Genomic DNA, 20,207 nt, shown 5'->3' on the forward strand with positions numbered 1-20,207 from the left:
AGCCATAAAACGAGGAAAATGAAATAGAGCACGCGACACCTCGTGCGCCCGACGTGCCCGGGGGCAGCAGGCTCTGGAGACAACTCGGCTTTTCAAGGTAAAGGATGAATTTCCAATGAGGCTTGATTCGGTTCGCATGCGGGTCCTGGGCTGGGTACTCGGGCCGTTGCTGATGGCGGCGTGTGGCGGCAACTCCGGCATTGGATTGAGCGCGGAGGAGGAAACGCTCGGCACCGTCCAGGCGGCGCTCTGCGATGACTCGAGCGTCACCCACCTGACCCTTTCGGGCATCAGCACGTACCAGGGCGATACGGCGGGCAGTGGAAGCTGGCAGGTGACCTACCCCGCCAACGCGGTGCGGCTGGAGTACTACATTGATGGGGTCTTGCAGTCTTCCGAGGAGCGCCCCGGAACAACCGGCACCTGGTACTTCAGCAAGGGAGGCGTTGCCTGCGGTTGGCGCACCTTCCAGGTGAAGACCTATCCCATGGTCATCGACAGTGGTGGCAACCGCACCACGTGCTGGAGCAACCCCTCCCAATCAATCACCCAGCCCGTCATCGAGCCCTGCCCCACCACCGAGGCGGGCTACAAACACACGGTGGCGCTGAAGCGGGACGGCACCGTCTGGGCCTGGGGCGAGAACATCCACGGCCAGCTGGGGGATGGAACGACCACCCAGCGCCTGACGCCGGCGCAGGTGACCGGCATCGGCGAGGTGGTTGGCATTGCCGCTGGCTTCAATCACACGGTGGCGGTGAAACGGGATGGCACCGTCTGGTCCTGGGGTGAGAATGCCTACGGTCAGCACGGAGATGGCACGACGGCCAACAGGCTGACGCCGGTGCAGGTCGCGGGGCTCAGCAACGTGAAGGCCGTGGCCGCTGGCTTCGGTTACACCGTGGCGCTGAAGCATGACGGCACCGTCTGGTCCCTGGGCTACAACGAGAGTGGCCAGCTCGGAGACGGCTCGCTCAGCCACAGCTCGGTGCCGGTGCAGGCGGAAGGCCTTGGCAACATCAGGGCCATCGACGTCCGGATCGCCCACACGCTGGCGCTGAGGCAGGACGGTACCGTCTGGGCCTGGGGCGAGAACGGCGACGGCCAGCTCGGGGATGGAACGACCCTCCACCGCTCGACGCCGGTGCAGGCGGCCTCTATCAACAACGTCGTCTCCATGGCCGCCGGCGCCTGGTTCACGGTGGTGCTGAAGCAGGACGGTACGGTCTGGGCATGGGGCCGCAACTGGCAGGGTCAGCTCGGGGATGGAACGACCAGTACCCGCTTGAGGCCCGTTCAGGCCGTGGGCCTGAGCAATGTCATCGCCGTCAGCGCCGGCAGCCCTCACACGGTGGCGCTGAAGCAGGATGGGACCGTCTGGACCTGGGGCCAGAACACCTATGGCCAGCTCGGGGACGGCACGCAGACCGACCGTTGGTCGCCGGTCCAGGTGGCCGGGCTCAATGGTGTGACCGCCATCGACGCGGGGGCCTGGCACACGCTCGCGGTGAAGCAGGATGGAACAGCCCGGGCCTGGGGTTCCAATTTCTATACCCAGCTTGGGGATGGAACGCAGACCGACCGCCTGACGCCGGTCCAGGTGGTGGGCCTTTCCCTGTTGTGACGCCGAGTCCCCTCACGCCGGGTACGACCCGGTGTGTCGGCGCTGACGCAACAGGACGGGCGCGGTAGCATCCGCCCCGGTGCGCCCCCCCGTCCCAGGAGAAGAAGCGCCGTGGCCGAGCCGCTGAAGGGAAACGTATTGCTGGTGGACGACGATCCCGCCGTGGCCAAGGTGCTCGGTGCGCTGCTGGGCCAGGCGGGACTCACCGTGCATACGGCGTCCAATGGCCAGGAGGCGCTCACCCTGCTGGGCCGCAAGCCCATCGACGTGGTGGTGAGCGACGTGCGCATGCCCGGCATGAGCGGCATGGAGCTGCTGGCCGAGGTGGGGCGCTCCTGGCCGGACGTCCCCGTCATCCTCCTCACCGCGCACGGCACCGTGCCGCTGGCCGTGGAGGCCATGAAGGCCGGCGCGGCGGACTTCGCCCTCAAGCCCTTCGACCGGGAGGAAATCCTCTTCAGCATCCGCAAGGCGCTGCTGCATGCCCAGCAGCAGGAGGGGGCGCGCCCGATGGCCAGGGAGGCCAGCGCCTTCATCGGTGGCAGCACCGCCATGGCCGAGGTGCAGGCCATGTTGACGCGGGCCGCCTCGGGCACGGCCACGGTGCTGCTGCGCGGCGAGTCCGGCACCGGCAAGGAGCTGGCGGCCAAGGCGGTGCACGACGCCAGCCCCCGGCGCGGCGGGCCCTTCGTGAAGCTGCACTGCGCGGCCCTGCCGGACACGCTGCTGGAGAGCGAGCTGTTCGGCTACGAGAAGGGCGCCTTCACCGGCGCGGCCACCCGCAAGCCCGGCCGCGTGGAGCTGGCCAACGGCGGCACCCTCTTCCTGGATGAGATTGGCGACATCACCCCGCAGGTGCAGGTGAAGCTGCTGCGGCTGCTGCAGGAGCGCGAGTTCGAGCGGCTCGGCGGCACGCAGACGCTGAAGGTGGACGTGCGCTTCGTGGCGGCCACGCACCGCAACCTCGAGGAGATGGTGCGCAAGGGCGAGTTCCGCGAGGACCTCTTCTACCGGCTCAACGTGGTGCCGGTGTGGCTGCCCCCGCTGCGCGCCCGGCCCGAGGACATCGAGCCGCTCGTGCGCCACTTCCTCGACGTGCACGCGAAGGCCAACGGCCGGCCGCCCTTCACGCTGACGCCGGACGGGCTCGAGGCCCTGCGCGCCCAGCCGTGGCCCGGCAACGTGCGCCAGCTGCAGAACTTCATCGAGCGCCTGGTGGTGCTCTCCGATGGCCCCATCCTCACCGGGGACGAGGTGCGGCGCGAGGTGGCACGGCAGCCGGGCATCGTCCCCGTGGCTCCGGCCCCCACGCCCACGAGCCCCCTCCCGATCGCCCCGGCCATGCCCGCGCCGGGTGGCACCGGGAACGAGGGACGCACCCTGGAGTCACAGCGCAAGGAGATGGAGCGGCAGGCGCTGGTGGACGCGCTCAACCGGGCCGGGGACAACCGCACGCTGGCGGCGCGCCTGCTCGGCATCAGCCGGCGCACCCTCTACAACAAGCTCGAGGAGCACGGGCTGGTGTAAGGGTTTCCCACCGCCGGAACGTCATCCCCATCCACCGGTGCAACGCCGTCCTGTTCCAGGGTGGGCACGACGAGCCGTAGCGCGCCGGGGCCTACCGGCGCGCGGCCAGCCGGCGCATGAAGACGGGGGCGACGAGGAAGATGAGCAGGAGCCGCCCCACCTGCACGGCGACCACCAGGGACAGGGTGGCGTGGGTCCCCAGGGCGATGGCGAGCACCGAGTCGGCCCCCCCGGGCGAGGTGGCGAAGTAGGTGGTGAGCAGATCCACCCCGCCCACGGAGGACCAGAGCCAGGCGAGCAGCAGGCACCCGCCCACCATGGCCAGCGCGGCCCCGAGGGCGCCGAGGGCCACGCGCTTGAGCTCGTGCACGGCCGCCGCATCGAAGTGGCTGCCCACGCGCGCCCCGAGCGCCCACAGCGACACGAGCAGCACGCCCGGAGGCCACGCGCCCACCGGAATGCCCAGGAGCGTGAAGGGAATGCCCAGCAGGAGCGGCCCGAGGAAGCCTCCCGCGGGCAGCTTCAGCCACGTCCCCGCCGCTCCGCCGACGATGGCGACGAAGGCCGTGGTGCCCCACGCCACCAGGGGAGCGGGAGCGCCGGGCAGCGCCGCGACGGTGGCCACCTGCGAGTCCGGCACACTGCCCGACCACCGGCCCACCGCCGCCGCCACGACGATGACCACGCCCAGGCGCAGGTACTGGAAGAGCGTCACCAGGCGCGAGTCGGCGCCGAGCTCCTCGCTCAGGGCCACCATGGCCGAGGCGCCTCCCGGCATCAGCCCGAGGGTGGCGGTGCGGACATCCACGCCGCCGAGCCGGGCGAAGGCGAGCGCCACGGCCTGGCCGATGGCCACCACGCCCACCACGTTGACGAGCGCGACGAGCCAGTTCTCCGCGAGCGCGCTCCACGCGGAGGGCTTGAAGGAGGAGCAGAGGGCGGCGCCCAGCACGGCCTGAGAGGCCAGCAGCAGCGGCCGGGGCACGGGGACGTGGACGGACAGGGAGAGCGCGGCCACGAGCGACACCAGCATGCCACCGAGGAGCGCCCCGGCGGGTACATGGGACCACTCGCCCAGGGCGGCGCCCAGCAGCGTCGCCACCGTCACCGCCCACACGCGCGAGTCCTTCGCCATGAGGACGTCTCCCTACCCCAACCCCACCGGGATGGGCATAGTCTGGGCGGCGCATGAGTATGGATGAGCATGTCTTGGAGAAGCTCGGCTGGGGGCCCCCCTTCCAGGAGGCCTGGCGCTCCCGCGCGGGTGAAGGCGAGGAGCCGGCGCGCATCGGCGCCGACTACGGCGTGGAGTACGTGCTCTTCTCGGCGCGCGGGGACATGCGGGCCACCATCCCGGGGCGGCTGCGCATGTCCATCCGCAAGGGACAGTCCGTGCGCCCGGTCGTGGGCGACTGGGTCTCCTTCGAGCCGCGCAGCCAGGAAGGCACCACCGTCATCCAGGCGGTGCTGCCCCGGCGCACCCAGCTCGCCCGCAAGGCGGCCGGCCGGGCGGAGGAAGAGCAGGTGGTGGCCGCCAACGTGGACGTGGTCTTCCTCGTCTCCGCGCTGACGCGGGACCTGAACCCGCGGCGGCTCGAGCGCTACCTGGCGGTGGCCTGGGACAGCGGGGCCCAGCCCGTGCTGGTGCTCACCAAGTCGGACCTGTGCGAGGACGTGGTGGCGGCCCGCGAGCGCATCGCCGCCCTGGCTCCGGACGTTCCGCTGCACACCCTCAGCAGCCTCACCGGCGAGGGGATCGACGCGCTCTGGAAGTACATCGGCGGCAACCGGACGGTGGCGCTCATCGGCTCGTCCGGCGTGGGCAAGTCCACCCTCATCAACCGGCTGGTGGGCGCCGCGCGCATGGAGGTGGGCGCGGTGCGCGAGGACGACAAGGGCCGCCACACCACCACCCACCGCGAGCTGTTCGTCCTGCCGCAGGGTGGCCTCGTCATCGACACGCCGGGCATGCGCGAGCTCGGGCTGATGGAGAACGAGGAAGGCCTGCGCACCGCCTTCACGGACATCGAGGAGTTGGCGGCCGGGTGCCGCTTCAGCAACTGCCGCCACGAGAAGGAGCCGGGGTGCGCCGTCCGCGAGGCGCTCCGGAGCGGACAGCTCGCCCCGGAGCGCCTGGAGAACTTCCGCAAGCTCGTCCAGGAGGCCACGCGCCCCTTCAACGACTCCCAGAGGAAGCGCGGCCGGTGAGTGTCACCGCTCCGGGTGGTGCTCATCCATCGCCCGGTCCTCGAGGGCGCTGGGCATATGACGCCTGGGAGTGGAGCACCTCGGTGGCCAGACTCAGGGCAGCCCGGGCCTGCACCACCAGCAGCGAGGCCAGCACCACGAGCACCACGAGGAGGAAGGGTCCTCGCTGTCTCTCGGGGAGCTGATGAAGACCACTGTGGAAGAACAGCCAGGCGAACAGCAGCGAAAAGCCGAATGAGCCTCCCGCGAGTGCCGTGAGGAAACGTTCGGGGGGTGCGGCTTGGACGACGAGCGCTCCAGCGACGATGAGGGCCACCGCGCTGGTCCTCGTCCTGCGGGATGCGAGAACCTTCACGAGCTGCGTATAGGAATGGGCGGGCATGGAGTTCTCCTTTGCGTCGGCGAGGAAATCGGGACGTGTCCGCGCGCACCCATGCCCGGGCTCCGGCTCGTGGGAAGAGCGAAGCGGGAGAGGTGGCACCTCGGGCGGGAGCCCGACGGACACAACGGCCTGATGGGACGATAGGGTGGGAGGGCTGGCGGCCACTCCGCCGCGGACTCAGCGGCAGCGCGGCGGAGTCGCCAGGCCAGCCCCGAGCATTCCAGGAATCACCACCCCGTTGCCATGGAGCAAGCGGTACCGGACAAGCCACGCGCACAGCTGGGCGCGGGCAGATATCGCGGTCTCCTCTCGCTGCTCGGGATACATGGCTTGGGGCCCCCCTCTGGAAGTGGAGTCATCCGAGAGGACAGACACAGGAGCCGGCCGTTGTGAGCACGGCGGGCCCCTGCCCGCTCTCCCGGAGGCGGACCCGCCCGGGCTCAGTGCAACGGACGGGCGTGGCCGGAGTCCCTCACCGCCTCGGCCAGGGGCGGCCCCGGCACTGTCACTCATGCCGGAACCACTCCGCGGGAATACCGAGCGCCGCGAGGATCCGCTCGGGAGAGCGCTCGCCCTTGACCTCGTTGATGACAGGGAGCGATGTAAACTCATCATGCGGGTGCGCGAATCGCCCGATGCACTCTCCTCCCTGAAGCATGCTGACAACAAGAAAATCCAGACTTGGAGAGGCAATCACCGCATAGGCGATCGCATTTGGAAGCCGCTCCGATAGAGTGACGTCAGCGAAGCCAATATTGCCTGTTCTGCTGGAGATTCGAAGCCCTCGCGGTGTGTCCTCGAATCGGTAGTGTTCCGGAGGAAATGGATCGTTGGCCTCCTGCAACACGCGTGGTGCCTCTTGCGCCCGGACGCCTTCCACCAATGCGACATGCCGCAACGGCTTTCTCGCGGCCCGGTCCGATGTCTTCTCGCTTCCTGGCAGCGGGCAGCCGAGGGACTTCGCCAAACCTTCTGGGCCCACCTCCAGAACCTCGAGTGCACCGTTTCGCCATGCCGTGACGGCCCACGGGTCGTTGGCACGCTCAATCGAGTACACGGGCTCATCACATTCAAGCGACAGTTCCTCGGCGATTTGCATCTCGGCGCCCACGTAGCTGGCCTCCGTGCTCACGATGGCCTGGTAACGGCCACTGCCCGCGATGACCTCGAAGGGCTGCTCTTTTCCGTCCTCTTCGTCCTCTTCCGTCATCACGATGGCCCGCGCACGGCGCTCCAGCCATGCGGGCTCGCCTGGAGCCAGGACCGCCCAGAGAGGCCACCGGCTCATGGCGCACCTCCAGGCAGCACTTCCGGCAGTTCGAGTGCCGCCCGCAACTGCTTCGTCTTCTCCAGTATTCGAGCTTCCTCCACCTCGATGAACTGTGTGCCCCGTGCGTTCTCCGCGAGGAAGATATTCAGCTTGACTCTGGTTGGACCGCTCAATCTGTCTGTGCTGACGAGGAACGGTTTCCCTCGGGGTGCCTTCGCCGCGTCCGCCAGTTGGTCGAGCAGGCGCTGAAGCTGATCTACCAGCGCCTCCTGCTGTTCGTTGAGTGGGGCGCCCCCCTCTCCGGACAGCCAGGCGTCGAGCGCCTTGCGCCACCGGTTTTCGTTCCATCCCTTTACTTCCACTCCGTGTTGAAGCAGCGAGCCATGCATCGCCGTCAGCTCGTTGTCCATGATGTGCCCGTCTTTCATTTTCACCTGCCGTCCGGTCAACCGGAAACCCGGGAAGAGCTTCCGTGCATTGCGCTCTGTCAGCATCTCCACCGCGATGCCGCGGAGTCGCTCGCGTGCCCGCCGTTGCAGCATTGAATTCCCCGGTTCCGCCGCCGCCCGCTGGAAGTCTTTCCACGGCGTCATCTTGTCCCTGGCCATGAAGTTGAGGTCCTCCAGGGTCAGCCCCGTGGAGCGCAGCCAGCCCAGGTCCACGCGGTCCCCACAGGCTTTTCTCGCCAGCTCAGCCACGGCCTCGGCTTCCAGTTCCGGGTGACTGACGAGCCACCCGGCCTCTTCCAGGAAGGCAAGCGGGTCTGCCAGACTCGGTGCTCCTGAGCGCCTCAGCAGCTGCGCCAGCGCCGGCTTCGCCGCACCGCGGGCGGAGGCACGCAGCGATTCCACCGCGGCCAGGTACGCCTGGGCCCTGTCCGCCTGGAGGGCCGCCGCGCGCCTCGCCACGGCGTTGTAGGCGAGCGCCAGCTCCTGGCTCTCCACCGCCAGCAGCTTCAGCGCCTCCAGCGTCTTCTCGGCCTCCTGCACCGCGAGCCCCGCGCCGCGAATGCCACCGAGGGCCCGTGCGGCGGCCATCTCCCCCCGTATGGAGAAGAAGGCCTGCTTGAAGCCCTCGGCTCCGCCAGAGAAGGGAAACCGCAGTCCGTCCGGTATCGCAACGGCCTTTCCCTCGGCGAGCATCCGCTCCAGCGTCTTCGACAGGGCCTGGATGGACTCCACTGACTCGCGCAGTCCAGCCGAGGCCCTCGCGCCAGACTGGCTCAACACCCGCCCGCCCCGGTGCACCAGCTCGCGCAGGATGCCCGACGTGGCGAGCCTGGAGATGTCCCTCCCGGCCAGCCCCAGCATGGCCAGGTCATGCACCGCGAGGAATGCCCGTCCCTCCGGCGTGCGGGACAACTCGTCACGGGAGCTGTCCACCACCGCCAGCGTCGTCACCAGGGACATGCGGCCGATGAACTGGCCCACCGCCGTTCGCTGCGCCGCCGCCATCGTGCCGTCCTGCGCGGCGGTGGCCGTCATCCCCGCCAGCAGCGGCGCCCGGGCCAGGGCGGACACGGCGCCATACACCATGTGCAGCTCACCGATGCGGCCCAGCGCCGCCCAGAAGAGCGACGTGTCCGGCAGGGAGGCGAGCAGGGCCAGCTCCATGGCCGTCATGAGGTGGGTGCGCGGCCGTGGCCCGTGGACTTCCACGCGCACCCATTCCAGCGGGTGCAGGGCTCGGCTGCGTGTGGCCGGCTCCGTAGAGGAGAGGTAGCGCGCCTGGAATTCATGCCGCACCGGCTCGAAGTACAGGGCCATCCGCCTGGAGGTGCCCGCGGCCTCTCCCGGCAGGGCGGGCTCGGCGTCCAGGCTCACGCCCCGCTCCAGGTCCCAGGCCTCCGGCGCCACCAACGTGGTGGACACCAGCCCGGTAGACACGTTCAACAGGTGCGTCGTCTCGCCCTCGCGCCCCAGGTGGAAGGAGGGCAGGGATTCCAGCGAGCCGAGCACGAGGGGAAACGAGGCCAGCGCCTTCTGCGTGAAGGCCCGTCCCAGCAGCACCTTGTCCGACGCGTTGCTGCCCAGCAGCTTGTCCAGCACCGCGCTGGAGGTGAGCTGGCGCGCCAGGGCGGGATACTCGTGGGCCGGCATGGACAGCACCACGCGCCCCAGCAGGTGGACGGCCTCCCCCTCCAGGCCCGAAGTGGGCTCGGGCCCCGCGAGCACGGTGTCGAAGACATTCCGGCGCTCCTCCGCAGTGAGCAGGAAGAGCACGTCATGGTCCAACCCGAAGAGGGGTTGGGGCGCTTCGGGTGTGGCCCTGGCCAGGGCCGTGGTGAGAATCGCCCGCCGCAGGGCCGCCACTTCGCCCGTGCCGCTGCCGGGCCCCGGCTGCCAGTCTCCCGGGCGGATGAGCATGATGCCGGGGTAGTACCAGTAGAAGTGGCCCCGGGGATGCTCGAGAGGCTCGGGAGCACCGGCGGCGAGACGGAAGTCGGCGCTGTACCCACGCCAGCGCCCATCCTCCCCGGGAATGAGGATGCGCGGGCCATTGGAGGCGAGGTTGCGCAGCCGGACCTCCGCGCGCGACAGGGAAGCGTCCTCGGTGAGCAACTCCAGCAGGTACACCTGGACGCTGTCGCCATCCGGGAAGTAGAAACGGCCCACCACGTCCCCCGGGTGGAGGGCGGGCGAGCCATCCGTGACGTGGTAGCCCGTCTTCCAGCGCTGGGAGCGTAGGGCGATGGCCTTGCGCAAGGGCTCGGAGGCTTCGCCCAGGAAGCGCCAGTCCCGGGCCAGGGTGTCCCCCAGGTGAGAACGCAGAGGCTCGTCCCGCCAGGGGGCGAGCACCTCGAGGTAGCGGTCGAAGTAGCTCTGCCCTGTGCTGTCCAGGATGTCCGAGCGCTGGGACCAGCGCAGGGCCCTCTCCACGAGCGCGGCGGCGCTGGCCTTGTCGAGGGAGGGCATCGAGAGCTGAGAGCGGGTCCACGCAGTGTCCGCCATCAGTTGCGCATCCAGGGCCCCGCGCATGGCGTCAAGCACCCCGGGCAGGAGCGCTTGTGGCTGGTGCACGCGAACACAGACACGTGGCCCGCCCCCGGCGTCAGGTGGAGCCATGTGGTGCTCGAAGGCGAAGGCGTCCCCAGCGGACGCATCCCCGAAAAGGCGCGAGGCGAGCTCCTCTCGTGAAGCGTGACCGGGAACCCAGAGCAGCTCGGGCCGCTCAGGGTCCACCTGGACAGGGAGCGCAACCCGTTGGGGCGAGAGAAAGGCCAGCACACCGTCCTCGTCCTCCGGCGCGTCCTCCCACTCGGGCTCGGACGGCTCGTCCTCCAGCCACTCTGGAGGGATGGCCTCCAGGGGCGGGAGGCGCCAGGTGCGCACCAGGGCGGGCTTGCCGGTATGGTACCAGTCCCACTCATAGGTGAGGGAGAGCAACGCTCCGGCGCCCACTCCCTCCGGGACGTCTACCTCCACCTCCTCCCGCCCGGACTCGCGGTTGACGACCCGTGGCAGCGTCTCGGGCGGGTAGTCCGCGAGCAGGTCCACGTGCAGCCGCTGCTCCTCGTCAAAACGAAGCGCCCCCGCGGCAATGACTTCCGCGCCTGCCATCACCACCAGGCGCCCCGCGTCCACCACCCGCAGGGAGAGCACGCCCGCCCGCCATTCCTCCAGACGCGGGCCGGGCGCTGCATCTGGAGGATGCGCTTTGACCGAGAGCAGCACCTTCACCTGGCGCAACTCCTCGCCAGCCGCGCTCATGCTGGCCACCAGGCAGCTCGCCACCAGGAGGGACTGGAAGACTCTGGCCCAACGAGGCCGGGGCAGCGAGCGGGTGACGAGTGCGTAGTCCTTCGCCATGCCGGGTGCCCCTCGAAACGACAACCGCCTGGGAAGATAGCCCGTGGCGTTGACTCTGGAGAATCGGCCATCGTGCTCAACGCGCCGCGAGGCCCGGGGACAGTTGGAACGGGTGCCGCGGTCTCAGTGCAGCGGACGGGCGTGGCCGGAGTCCCTCACCGCCTCGGCCAGGGACTCGAGCTCCGCCTCGAAGTCCTCGATGAGCTCGTGCGGCTCCGGAATCAGCCCCTCATCCGCCGCCACGCCCAGCGTCACGTGGCCCGCGTAGCTGAAGATGCTCAGGCCCACGCCCAGCCGCGCCGCCATCGGCACCCAGAACATCACCCCCGCGAGCCTCGCCCCCGCCAGGTACACCGGCCGCTTCGGTCCCGGCACGTTCGTCAGCACCACCGAGGCCTTCTTCCTCAGCACGTCCACCGCCATCCGCTCCACCGGCGCTGGCGCCAGCCCCGCCGCGGACAGCATGCCGAACACCACCGTCGCCTCCGGCGAGCGCTTCAGCTTGTCCATCCGCCGCTTCAGCTCCCACAACCGGTCCACCGGATCCGCCAGGCCCAGCGGCAGCGGCAGGAACACCACCCCGAAGCGGTTGCCCAGCTCTCGTGGAATGGGCTCTCGCGGCGAGCGCAGATTCACCGGCACCACCGCCCGCACGTCCTCGGGGGGCTGCCCCCGCGCGTCCATGTAGCGGCGCAGCATCCCCGCCACCACCGCCATCACCACGTCGTTCACCGTGCTGCCCGTGCCGTGGCCGATCTCCCTCACCTTCCCCACCGGCACCGGCCGCGACCAGGCCACCTGCTTCACCCGTCCCAGTTCCCCCGTGAAGGGCGAGGGTGGATCATTCATCAGCGTCAGCAGCCGGCTCACCGCCGAGGCGCCCCGCGCGCCCTCCACCGCCAGGTCCATGAGTTGAATGGGCTCGGCCAGCAGCTCCGCGCCCCGCTTCCACGCCGCCCGCGTCGAGCCCACCACCGTCCGCGCGCCGCGCAGCAGCCGGCCCAGCGTCCCCGGGCTCTCCTCCTCCGCACTCTCGAAGTAGCCGGCCCGCCCGCCGCCACCGTCCGCGTGCTCGTCCGTCAGCGACAGCAGCACCCGCGCCAGCGAGATGCCATCCGCGATGCAGTGGTGCACCCGCATCAGCAGCGCGCACCCCTCCTCGTACCCCTGGATGACGTGCAGCTCCCAGAGCGGACGCGAGAAGTCCAGGGGCGTGCTCATGGACTCGCCCACCATCCGCTCCAGCTCGGCCCGGTCTCCGGGAGGCCGCAGCTTCGTGCGCCGCAGGTGCGTCTCCAGGTGGAAGCCCGGGTCGTCCTCCCAGCGCGCCGTCCCCAGCAGCCCTCCCGTCACCACCCGCTGCCGGAAGCGCGGATAGCGCTCCACCAGCCGCTCGCGCACCCCTTGCGTCAGCCGCTCCCAGTCCAGGGGCTCGTCGAACCAGAGCACCGCCGTGATGACCATGAGGCTGGTGGGCTCCTCCATCTGGAGCCACGACGCATCTGCCGGGTGCATCCGCTCGGACATAGACGCCTACTCTGCCTGCTGTTCCTCTGTCTGTCGCCGGAACTGGAACGTCTGCAGCGAGGGCGTCTTCGCGGTGAGGGTGAGCGTGTCCCCCTCCACGTCGTACGTGAACGTGGTCGGCTGGAACTTCCCCTTGGACAGGCCGATGACCCGCGGCTTGCCGCACACCGGCCCCACCGCCTGCCCGGACTTCGTCCGCAGCTCCACCGTGTCGTCCTTCTCGTTCACCTGGAAGGCGCCCCAGGCGCGGACCTCCAGCGCGTTGCCCCGGCCCAGCGTGGCGTCCTCCAGCTTCGTGCGCAGGAGGAAGCACCCTCCGGGCGTCACCACCAGCGAGCGCGCGTAGTCCGGGCGCGGCTTCGCGTCCGTGTTCTCCTGGCCGACGATGCGCTCCTTCTCCTCGGGGCGGATGCTCGCCGCCTCCAGGGACCAGCGGCCCACCACCTCCTTGGGCACCGCCCCCGCGCCGAGCGAGGCGTCCGCGCACGGGTCCGCATTCTCCTTCTCGGGGCTGCGCGGCGCGGGCTCGAAGGTGCGCCCGCACTGCTTGCCACACACGCGCGCCACGCAGTCCGAGTCATCCGGGCCACAGCCCGACTTCGCGGCGCACTGCGCGAGCGCCCCCAGTGCCTTCTCACAGCCCTCGGCCAGGCACCGGTCCACACACGACACATCGATGCACTGCGCCACACACACCCAGTTGGCCGAGCCGCACCGGCCGGCCAGGGTGCGTGCCCCGCCCCCGGATGGCGAGCCTCCGGGGGCCTGTGCACCAGCGGACGAGGTCAACAGCAGGGCGAGGACGACGGAACCGGAGACACGCAGGCGGGTACCCTCACAGGAAGCTCCACCGCCATGTGGTGACGTCCGACAGCTCCGGCAATGACATCTCCAGGTGGATCGTCTCGTAACGGGCAAAGTCCCGGGGATCCGTCCGCAGCAGGAGCACCGGGGTACACGCCTGCCGGCGCTCGGGGAAGGTGTCGAAGGACAGCTCGGAGTCGAAGCGGGCCCGGTAGAAGAGGCACAGGCCGTCCACGCGGCCCTCGTGCACCACGGGGCGCTCCAGGCGCAGGCGGTGGGGCAGCGAGCCCGCCCGCAGCGTCTCCAGGTCCAGCGCGAAGGCCGGCTCCGGGTGGCACAGCAGCCGCTCCACGTCCTGCGGCCGGACGAAGCGGGTGAAGTACGCGGGGCTCAGCGTGTCCCGCAGCACCTGCAGGCAGCTGAAGTCCACGTCCGGCAGGCGCTGGTTCCAGATGAAGGGCAGGCGCGCCTCCTCGCGCAGCTGCACCGGCTCGAAGAAGACCTCGAAGCGGTTGGGGAGGATGCGGCCGCCGTGCACCAGCAGCCTGTCCCTCAGGCCCAGCAGCTTCGGAATGAGCCCCGCGTCGAAGAGCGCGTCCCCGAGCTGCTCGTGCAGCAGCACGTCCACCCGCTCCGGAGGCCGGAAGCGCGAGCTGTCCGCGCGCACGAACTCGATGTCCGCGAGGCCATTGCGCCGGGCCACCCAGCGCGCCGTGTCCAGGTTGCGCGAGGCATCCACCGCGTACAGCTTGCGCGGGCCGCGCTTCGAGGCGAGCAGGGCCCTCAGTCCGGTGCCCGTGCCCACGTCCACCACCACCTGGCCCGGCTTCACGTAGCGCTCGATGGCGCGCTGGTACGCCTCCACGCGCCCGGCGTCCACCAGGCCCGAGTCCCGGGGCGCCGGGCTGGACAGCTCCGGCGCATCCACGAGCATGTTGCGCAACGTCCCCATCAGCGGCAGATGGAGCAGCCTCGACTGCAAATCACCCCAGGCCTGACGCGGCAGGTCTCTCAGGTTCGCCATACTTCCCCCCACGGCGCATGACGCCGGTTTCCGGCCCTTACAGCGGGAAACCCCTGAATACCTGGAAGGTGAGGCGCCGGAAAGGGCCGGCGCCGCTGCTGTCTCATCCGAGTCGGAAGGACTTTTCGCGGATGAACACTCGGCAGCGCGAGGCCGCGCCGCCCGGGAGCGAGGGGACCCTGGAAGCCCAGCGACTCAGAAGCGGCCCAGCACCTTCAGCTTCACCCTCCCCTCGAAGGGCTGGGTGTAGTCGGCGGCGTCATAGCCGCGCATCCGCATGTGCAGCTCGGCCTCGGGCCGGGTGCGGAAGATGGCCCAGGGCTTCTCGGCGATCGTCGCGACCGTGTAGAGCATCATCCGCGGGATGGGGCCGGGAATGGCGCACACCACCTCCGTCGTCCGCGCCGCCAGCTCGCGGTCGAGCTCCTTGAACGCGCTCGCGTAGCCGATGCGCGCGTTCACCATGCCCGTGCCCTCGTGGAAGAAGCAGAAGGTGCCCGGCTGGTTCTTGAGCAGCTGGCGGATCTGATCGCACAGCGCCTTGCCGTTGAGCTCATCGCCGTGCTCGGGATGCTGGATGAGCACCAGGCACGTCGCCAGCGGCGGGGCCCGGAGGCTTTCCAGGGCCGCTCGTGTCATGGACGTGCGGTGGGTGGCATGGAGTCCTGGCTTGGATGGAACGGGCATGACGGTTCGATTCTATCTACAGGAACGACATTCCTCGGAGCGACTCCCACGGCGCGATCGTTCACCTTGATTCATGGCGCGATTCAGACGGAAAGATGTGCCTCCACCGCTCTCTGAATTCCGGCGTGCGCGGGGAGAGCGGGGAGACAGGTGGCAGTTCTCCCCGCTGCCCTGAACCCCGGAGACCCGCCACGTCCGCTGCACACTGCGCTACTCGCCACGAGGATCTTCCTCCCCAAGCCGCCGGGGATGTGCTGCGCTACGCGCGTTTCGGAGACGGGTCTCCGGTGGGGAGGCGCCATGAGCAGGAAGAAGCACAGGGGTGAGGACACCTGGGCGCTCATCCGCGAGAGCCTCGATGACTTCAAGCCCGCGCACCTGGCGGCACGCCTGCGCGAGTACCTCGCGCCCCGCCTCGCCTCCGGCTCCCGCCCCCCGGACGAGCGCACGCGCCGCTCGCTCCTCGAGGGCGTGGACGCGCTGCTCTCCGAGCACGCCGGAGCCTGGTACACCCACGGCTTCCACGGCGAGCTCCCCCGCCAGGGCGCACCGTCCGAGCCCGTCGTGGAAGGCTACATCGAGCGCATCCTCTTCACGCTCGGCGTGGCCCACGAGTGGCTGTGCACGCTCGACACGTACTTCCGCTCCGTGGCGCTGCCGCCGGACGAGGAGGATCGCACGGCCGTGCTGTCGGACGCGGTGCGGCGGGTGCTGGAAATCACCTCCGAGGCGAACGGCGGCGGCGAGGCCTGGCACCGCCAGGCGCACCTGGGCCTGGGCTGGTTGTTGGAGTCACAGGGAATCCGCCGGACCGAGCGCCTAGAGCAGGCCCGGCGCGAGGCCCTGGCGGACTTCACCCGCGCGGCGCCCACCCCCGAGCAGGCCCGGCGGGCGGCGGACACCCTCGCCCGGGTGGCGGTGAAGGAGGCGTCCGCCCGGCGCTACCGGGACGAGGGCGTCTCCTGAGCGCGAGGGCTCACGCGGGCTGGATGCCGAGCCGCTCGTCCCGGCGCCGCAACCAGGAGACGAGGGGCAGCGACAGCAACACCATCCACGCCTTGCCCACCACCTGCCCCGCGAGGAAGTCGAGGCTCCCGAAGGCGAGCTGGAGGAAGAGGAGGCTGTCCACGACGAGGCCCACGAGGCTGCTGGCGAGCACGGCCAGCACGAGGCCGCGCCGCTGCAGGGGCGTGTAGACGGCGAAGTCGGCCAGCTCGGAGATGGCGAAGGCGCCGCTCGAGGCGACGACGAGCGGCGGGGGGGCGAGCACGGCGGAGAGCAGCGCGCCCAGGGCGATGGCCAGCAGCGTCCAGCCCTTGCCGAGGCGGCGCTGCACCAGGTCTCGCAGCACGAAGGCGATGCCGACGACGAGGACACCGCTGGGGGCGAGCAGGCCCGGCCCCACGGGCAGCAGGCAGGGCCCGGTGTCCGGGCACACCACGCCCACATGGCCGATCATCCAGTTGGACAGCGGAATCGAGGCTCCGAAGCCCGCCAGATAGATGAAACCCTCGATTCGACGCCGCTGCATTGCCGCCTCCACCGGGGCGGGCGCCATAGCACGTTTCCCGGAGGCTGTCAGAAGGGGGGCATGCCCCCCCTTCGACACCGCGAGGCGCGTTACATCATCGGCGCCGTGGACTCGAGCTCCTGCGTGTTCAGCAGGCCCGTCTGCTTGAGCAGGGGCTGGGTGCTGGGAGCGCGGCCGCGGAACTCCTGGAAGACCTCCAGCGGGTGGCGGCTGCCGCCGAGCGCGAGCACGGTGTCGCGGAAGCGCCGGCCGGTGCGGGACAGCGCCTGCGCGTCGGACAGCCCGGCCTCCTCGAAGGCGGAGAAGGCATCCGCGGAGAGGACCTCGGCCCACTTGTAGCTGTAGTAGCCTGCGGCGTAACCGCCCGCGAAGATGTGGGTGAAGGAGCAGAGGAAGCGGTCCTCGGGGAGGGGCGGCAGGACGGTGTACTCCTTCGCCACGCGCTTCTGCACGTCGAGGAAGCCGGCCTGTCCGTCATCGCCGGGCTGGTAGCGGTGGTGCAGCTCCAGGTCGAGCGTGGCGAAGTACACCTGGCGCAGGGACATGGAGGCGGCGCGGTAGATGCGGCCGGCGCGAATCTTGTCCTGCAGGGGCTTGGGCAGCGTCTCGCCGGTGTCCACGTGGCGGGCGAGCCGGGAGAGCGTCTCCTCGTGGAAGCACCAGTTCTCCATGAACTGGCTGGGCAGCTCCACGGCGTCCCACTCCACGTTGTTGATGCCGGCGGCCTCGGGGTAGTCCACGCGGGTGAGCATGTGCTGCAGGCCGTGGCCGAACTCGTGGAAGAGCGTCTCCACCTCCTGGAAGGTGAGGAGCGCGGGCTTGTTGCCCACCGGCGGCGTGGCGTTGCAGACGAGGTAGGCCACCGGCAGCTGCAGGTTCCCGTCCGGCTTGCGCTTGCGATCGAGCGCGCCATTCATCCACGCCCCGCCGCGCTTGGTGGCCGGGCGGCTGTAGGGGTCCAGGTAGAAGGCGGCGATGTCCTTGCCGGACTCGTCGGCGACGCGGAAGAACTGGACGCTCGGGTCCCACACGGGGACCTCGCCGTTGGCGGCGCGCACGGAGACGCCGAAGAGGCGCTTCGCGGTGTCGAACAGGCCGTCCAGCACGCGGGGGAGCGCGAAGTACGGCCGGAGCTCCTCGTCGGTATAGGCGTAGCGCTCCTCGCGCTGGCGCTCGGCCCAGAAGGGCACGTCCCACAGCTTCAGCTCGAGCGAGGCATTGCCCGTCTTGCGGCGGGCGTACTCGGTGAGCTCGGAGTGCTCGGCGCGGGCGCGCGAGCGGGCGGCGTCGCGCAGCTCACCGAGCAGCTTCTCGACGGCCTGCACGCCCGGCGCCATCTTGGCCGCGAGGCTCACCTCGGCGAAGGAGGAGTAGCCGAGCAGGCGGGCCTTCTCCTTGCGCAGGGAGAGGATGCGCTCGATGAGGGGGCCGTTGTCCGAGTCGCCGGAGGAGGCGCGGGTGACGAAGGCGCGGTAGAGCTTCTCGCGCAGGTCCGGGCGGCGCGAGTGCTCCATGAAGGGCACGTAGCTGGGGGCATCCAGGGTGATGCGCCAGGGGCCCTTCTCGGGGGTGGGCTCGGGGGCGCCGTCGGGCAGTCCCTGCTTCGCCATGTGGGCGGCCATGGCGAGCGCGCTGGGAGGCAGCCCCTCCACCTCCTCGGGCTTCGCGAGCGTCATGGACCAGGCCTTGTTGGCGTCGATGACGTTGTTGGTGAAGCGGGTGGACAGCTCGGCCAGCTCGCGCTCGATGTCCTGGAAGCGCTCACGGGCCTCGCCCTCGAGGCCCACGCCGGACAGCTCGGCGTCGCGGATGGAGGCGTCGACGACGCGGTGCTGGGCGGAGTCGAGCTTCTTCCACGCCGGCCCCTCGCGCAGGGCCTTGAGCGCCCGGTAGAGGGGCACGCTCTGGCCGATGCGCATGAAGGTCTCGACGACATCGCCCTCGACGGCGGAGTGGGCCTGGCGCAGCTCCGGGCTGTTCTGCACGCTCATGAGGTGGTTCACGGCGCCCCACGCGAGCCCGAGCGGCTCGGTGAGGGTGGACAGGCGCCCCACCGTGCCCTCCCACGTGGGCTGGACGTCGCGCTCGAGCGCATCGAGGTCGGCGTTCAGGCGCGCCAGCAGCTCGCGGATGGCCGGCTCGACATGCTCCGGGCGGATGCGGTCGAACTTCGGAAGGCCTTCGTTCTGAAGCAGCGGATTGTCGGCAAGGGTCGCGGTCATGACCCGCTGACGTTAGGGCAGGCGCTGGCGATTGGCAGCAACGGCGAGCGGGATGCCGGGCGGGCAGTCAGGGAGTGCACGTCCCCTGCCCTCTCGGGGCCCGAGGGGCGGTTGGAGGGGAACGGACAGGGCCGGGGACTTCACCTTGACAGGGCACGGGGGGCGCTGCACTCACGCCGGATATGCTCTCCCTCTTGCTCGCGGCCTCGCTGGCCGCCGCCCCCGCGCCCCGCGCCGCCAGCGCCTCGGGGACCATTGTCCATATTCCACGGTTGGACGCGCTCCAGGGTGTCACCACCTTCCTGGACCGGGCGGGACAGTCCGCCGCCTTGTTGCGGCCCATCGTCTGGTACGCCGAGCTCCACCCCTGGCTCTCGCTGGACCCCAGCCAGCCGGAGACCCTCGCCGGCCTGGGCATCGACCCCGCGGGCCCCGTGACCGTGTCCCTGCGTGGCAATGGCCGCATCTCCTGCACGCGGCTGAAGGACCCGAAGCTCTTCCAGCAGAAGGCCGCCGGGGTGCTGGTCTCCGGGAGCGGCAAGACGGAGGTGAAGCCCGCGACGTCGGGGGGAGTCACCACGGTGAGCATTCCGCGCGAGTCCGGTGGACATGCGGGCTACGCCCTCAAGGGCCAGGAAGCGTGCGCCTTCGCGACCACGGGTGGGGGCTTCGTCGATGACGGGCAGGGACCGGTGATGGTGAAGGAGGTGTCGCGGCTGGTGGGCAAGGCCCCCAAGCCTGACGCGCGGCTGGGGCAGCTTCCTGGAAGCGTCTACGTGATGCTGCCCGGACGCGGCATGGTGGTGGGCATGGACGGCAGCGCCACCGAACTCAGGCTGGAGGGGACGGCCACCCAGCTTCCGCTGCCGCCCTTCCAGACGACTGGGACGAGCCCCTACGGGACGATGAAGCCGGAGGGGATGTTCTTCTCGCGGTCGCGGGTGGCGCCAGAAGGGGTGAGCCAGGCGGTGGGCAGTGTGCGCGCACTCGTGCAGCAGGCGTGCCCCGCGTGTCCTCCGGCCGAGGTGTCCTCGGTAGCGCGGGCGGTGTCCGAGCGACTCACCGGCAACGTGCTGGTGGTGGTGGACAGCGTGAGGTCTCGACCCAACCTGCGCACGCCCGAGGGCCGCTTCTTCGCCCCTCGCCAGGCGGTCGCCGCCGAAGTGACGGAGGCCGCGGCGATGAAGGCCGCGCTCGCCCCGGTGGCGAAGTTCCCAGGCGCGAAGGCACTGGAGGACGGGTATGCGCTGGACGTGAAGGGAGGAACCCTGTTCGTGCGGTTGAAGGGCAAGCAGCTCGTGATGGGCAATGACGAGGCGGTGGTCCAATCGCTCCTGGGGGCGGTGCCACAAACAGGCGCGAAGCTGCCGCACGCGGTGGACTTCACCGTGGACCCGAAGCGGCTGGCGAGCGGGTTGAACCAGGTGTCACTGATGGACGTCGTCTCCGACCAGCAGCTCGCGGGCCTCTTCACGGTGGGACTGGAACTGGGACCACTGCTGGCCCGGAGCGAGCGCATCTCGGGCTGGCTCGACAGCACCGGCGGGGCCCACCGGTTCTCCACCCTCTGGACGCTGCCAGGAGCGCCATGA

15 protein-coding genes are annotated in these 20,207 nt (G+C 70.2%); 5 read left to right on the plus strand and 10 right to left on the minus strand.

All coding sequences use genetic code 11. The features are described 5' to 3' along the window. Window positions 1-115: 115 nt before the first annotated feature. A complete protein-coding gene (locus tag VFZ09_RS25390) occupies window positions 116-1,624 on the plus strand; it encodes a hypothetical protein (protein ID WP_329730240.1) in 1,509 nt (502 codons plus the stop codon). Between the two features lie 111 nt (window positions 1,625-1,735). Then, window positions 1,736-3,151 carry a sigma-54 dependent transcriptional regulator gene (locus VFZ09_RS25395; RefSeq protein ID WP_329730241.1) on the plus strand — a complete coding sequence of 472 codons (1,416 nt, stop codon included), beginning with the start codon at window positions 1,736-1,738 and terminating at the stop codon, window positions 3,149-3,151. 91 nt (window positions 3,152-3,242) lie between these two features. Here the strand turns inward: VFZ09_RS25395 and VFZ09_RS25400 are convergent, their stop codons facing one another. Beyond that, window positions 3,243-4,286: an AbrB family transcriptional regulator gene (locus tag VFZ09_RS25400; RefSeq protein WP_329730242.1), complete on the minus strand. Its 1,044-nt coding sequence runs from the start codon at window positions 4,284-4,286 to the stop codon at window positions 3,243-3,245. A gap of 74 nt (window positions 4,287-4,360) precedes the next feature. On the opposite strand from VFZ09_RS25400, the gene rsgA reads away from it, so the two are divergent. Further along, window positions 4,361-5,359 carry a ribosome small subunit-dependent GTPase A gene (gene rsgA / locus VFZ09_RS25405; protein WP_329730243.1) on the plus strand — a complete coding sequence of 333 codons (999 nt, stop codon included), beginning with the start codon at window positions 4,361-4,363 and terminating at the stop codon, window positions 5,357-5,359. Window positions 5,360-5,381: 22 nt separating this feature from the next. Here the strand turns inward: rsgA and VFZ09_RS25410 are convergent, their stop codons facing one another. The 7 genes from VFZ09_RS25410 to VFZ09_RS25440 form a co-directional block, all read right to left on the minus strand. After that, the gene (locus tag VFZ09_RS25410; protein ID WP_329730244.1) at window positions 5,382-5,741 is read right to left on the minus strand and encodes a hypothetical protein; all 360 of its coding nucleotides are present in this window, start codon (window positions 5,739-5,741) and stop codon (window positions 5,382-5,384) included. 505 nt (window positions 5,742-6,246) lie between these two features. Further along, window positions 6,247-7,029 carry a hypothetical protein gene (locus VFZ09_RS25415; RefSeq protein ID WP_329730245.1) on the minus strand — a complete coding sequence of 261 codons (783 nt, stop codon included), beginning with the start codon at window positions 7,027-7,029 and terminating at the stop codon, window positions 6,247-6,249. Next, window positions 7,026-10,820, minus strand: coding sequence for a hypothetical protein (locus tag VFZ09_RS25420; protein WP_329730246.1), 3,795 nt, complete (start codon window positions 10,818-10,820; stop codon window positions 7,026-7,028). Before VFZ09_RS25420 ends, VFZ09_RS25415 begins: the two co-directional genes overlap by 4 nt. Before the next feature lie 123 nt (window positions 10,821-10,943). Next, window positions 10,944-12,347: a wax ester/triacylglycerol synthase family O-acyltransferase gene (locus VFZ09_RS25425; protein WP_329730247.1), complete on the minus strand. Its 1,404-nt coding sequence runs from the start codon at window positions 12,345-12,347 to the stop codon at window positions 10,944-10,946. A 6-nt stretch (window positions 12,348-12,353) separates the two neighbouring features. Continuing rightward, the gene (locus VFZ09_RS25430; RefSeq protein ID WP_329730248.1) at window positions 12,354-13,037 is read right to left on the minus strand and encodes a hypothetical protein; all 684 of its coding nucleotides are present in this window, start codon (window positions 13,035-13,037) and stop codon (window positions 12,354-12,356) included. A 145-nt stretch (window positions 13,038-13,182) separates the two neighbouring features. Next, complete coding sequence (locus VFZ09_RS25435) at window positions 13,183-14,175, minus strand: methyltransferase domain-containing protein (protein WP_329730249.1); 993 nt, start codon at window positions 14,173-14,175, stop codon at window positions 13,183-13,185. Window positions 14,176-14,370: 195 nt separating this feature from the next. Beyond that, window positions 14,371-14,862, minus strand: coding sequence for a hypothetical protein (locus tag VFZ09_RS25440; RefSeq protein WP_329730250.1), 492 nt, complete (start codon window positions 14,860-14,862; stop codon window positions 14,371-14,373). A gap of 300 nt (window positions 14,863-15,162) precedes the next feature. On the opposite strand from VFZ09_RS25440, the gene VFZ09_RS25445 reads away from it, so the two are divergent. Continuing rightward, complete coding sequence (locus VFZ09_RS25445; RefSeq protein WP_329730251.1) at window positions 15,163-15,828, plus strand: hypothetical protein; 666 nt, start codon at window positions 15,163-15,165, stop codon at window positions 15,826-15,828. Between the two features lie 10 nt (window positions 15,829-15,838). On the opposite strand, the gene VFZ09_RS25450 is transcribed toward VFZ09_RS25445, so the two are convergent. Beyond that, window positions 15,839-16,393, minus strand: a complete 555-nt coding sequence (locus VFZ09_RS25450; RefSeq protein ID WP_329730252.1) for a VUT family protein — start codon at window positions 16,391-16,393, stop codon at window positions 15,839-15,841. An 89-nt stretch (window positions 16,394-16,482) separates the two neighbouring features. Then, window positions 16,483-18,615, minus strand: coding sequence for a M3 family metallopeptidase (locus VFZ09_RS25455; protein WP_329730253.1), 2,133 nt, complete (start codon window positions 18,613-18,615; stop codon window positions 16,483-16,485). 182 nt (window positions 18,616-18,797) lie between these two features. Here VFZ09_RS25455 and VFZ09_RS25460 point away from each other — a divergent pair, with 182 nt between their 5' ends. After that, window positions 18,798-20,207, plus strand: coding sequence for a hypothetical protein (locus VFZ09_RS25460; RefSeq protein WP_329730254.1), 1,410 nt, complete (start codon window positions 18,798-18,800; stop codon window positions 20,205-20,207).

It is taken from the genome of Archangium sp., assembly GCF_036277355.1.
GTDB lineage: Bacteria > Myxococcota > Myxococcia > Myxococcales > Myxococcaceae > Archangium.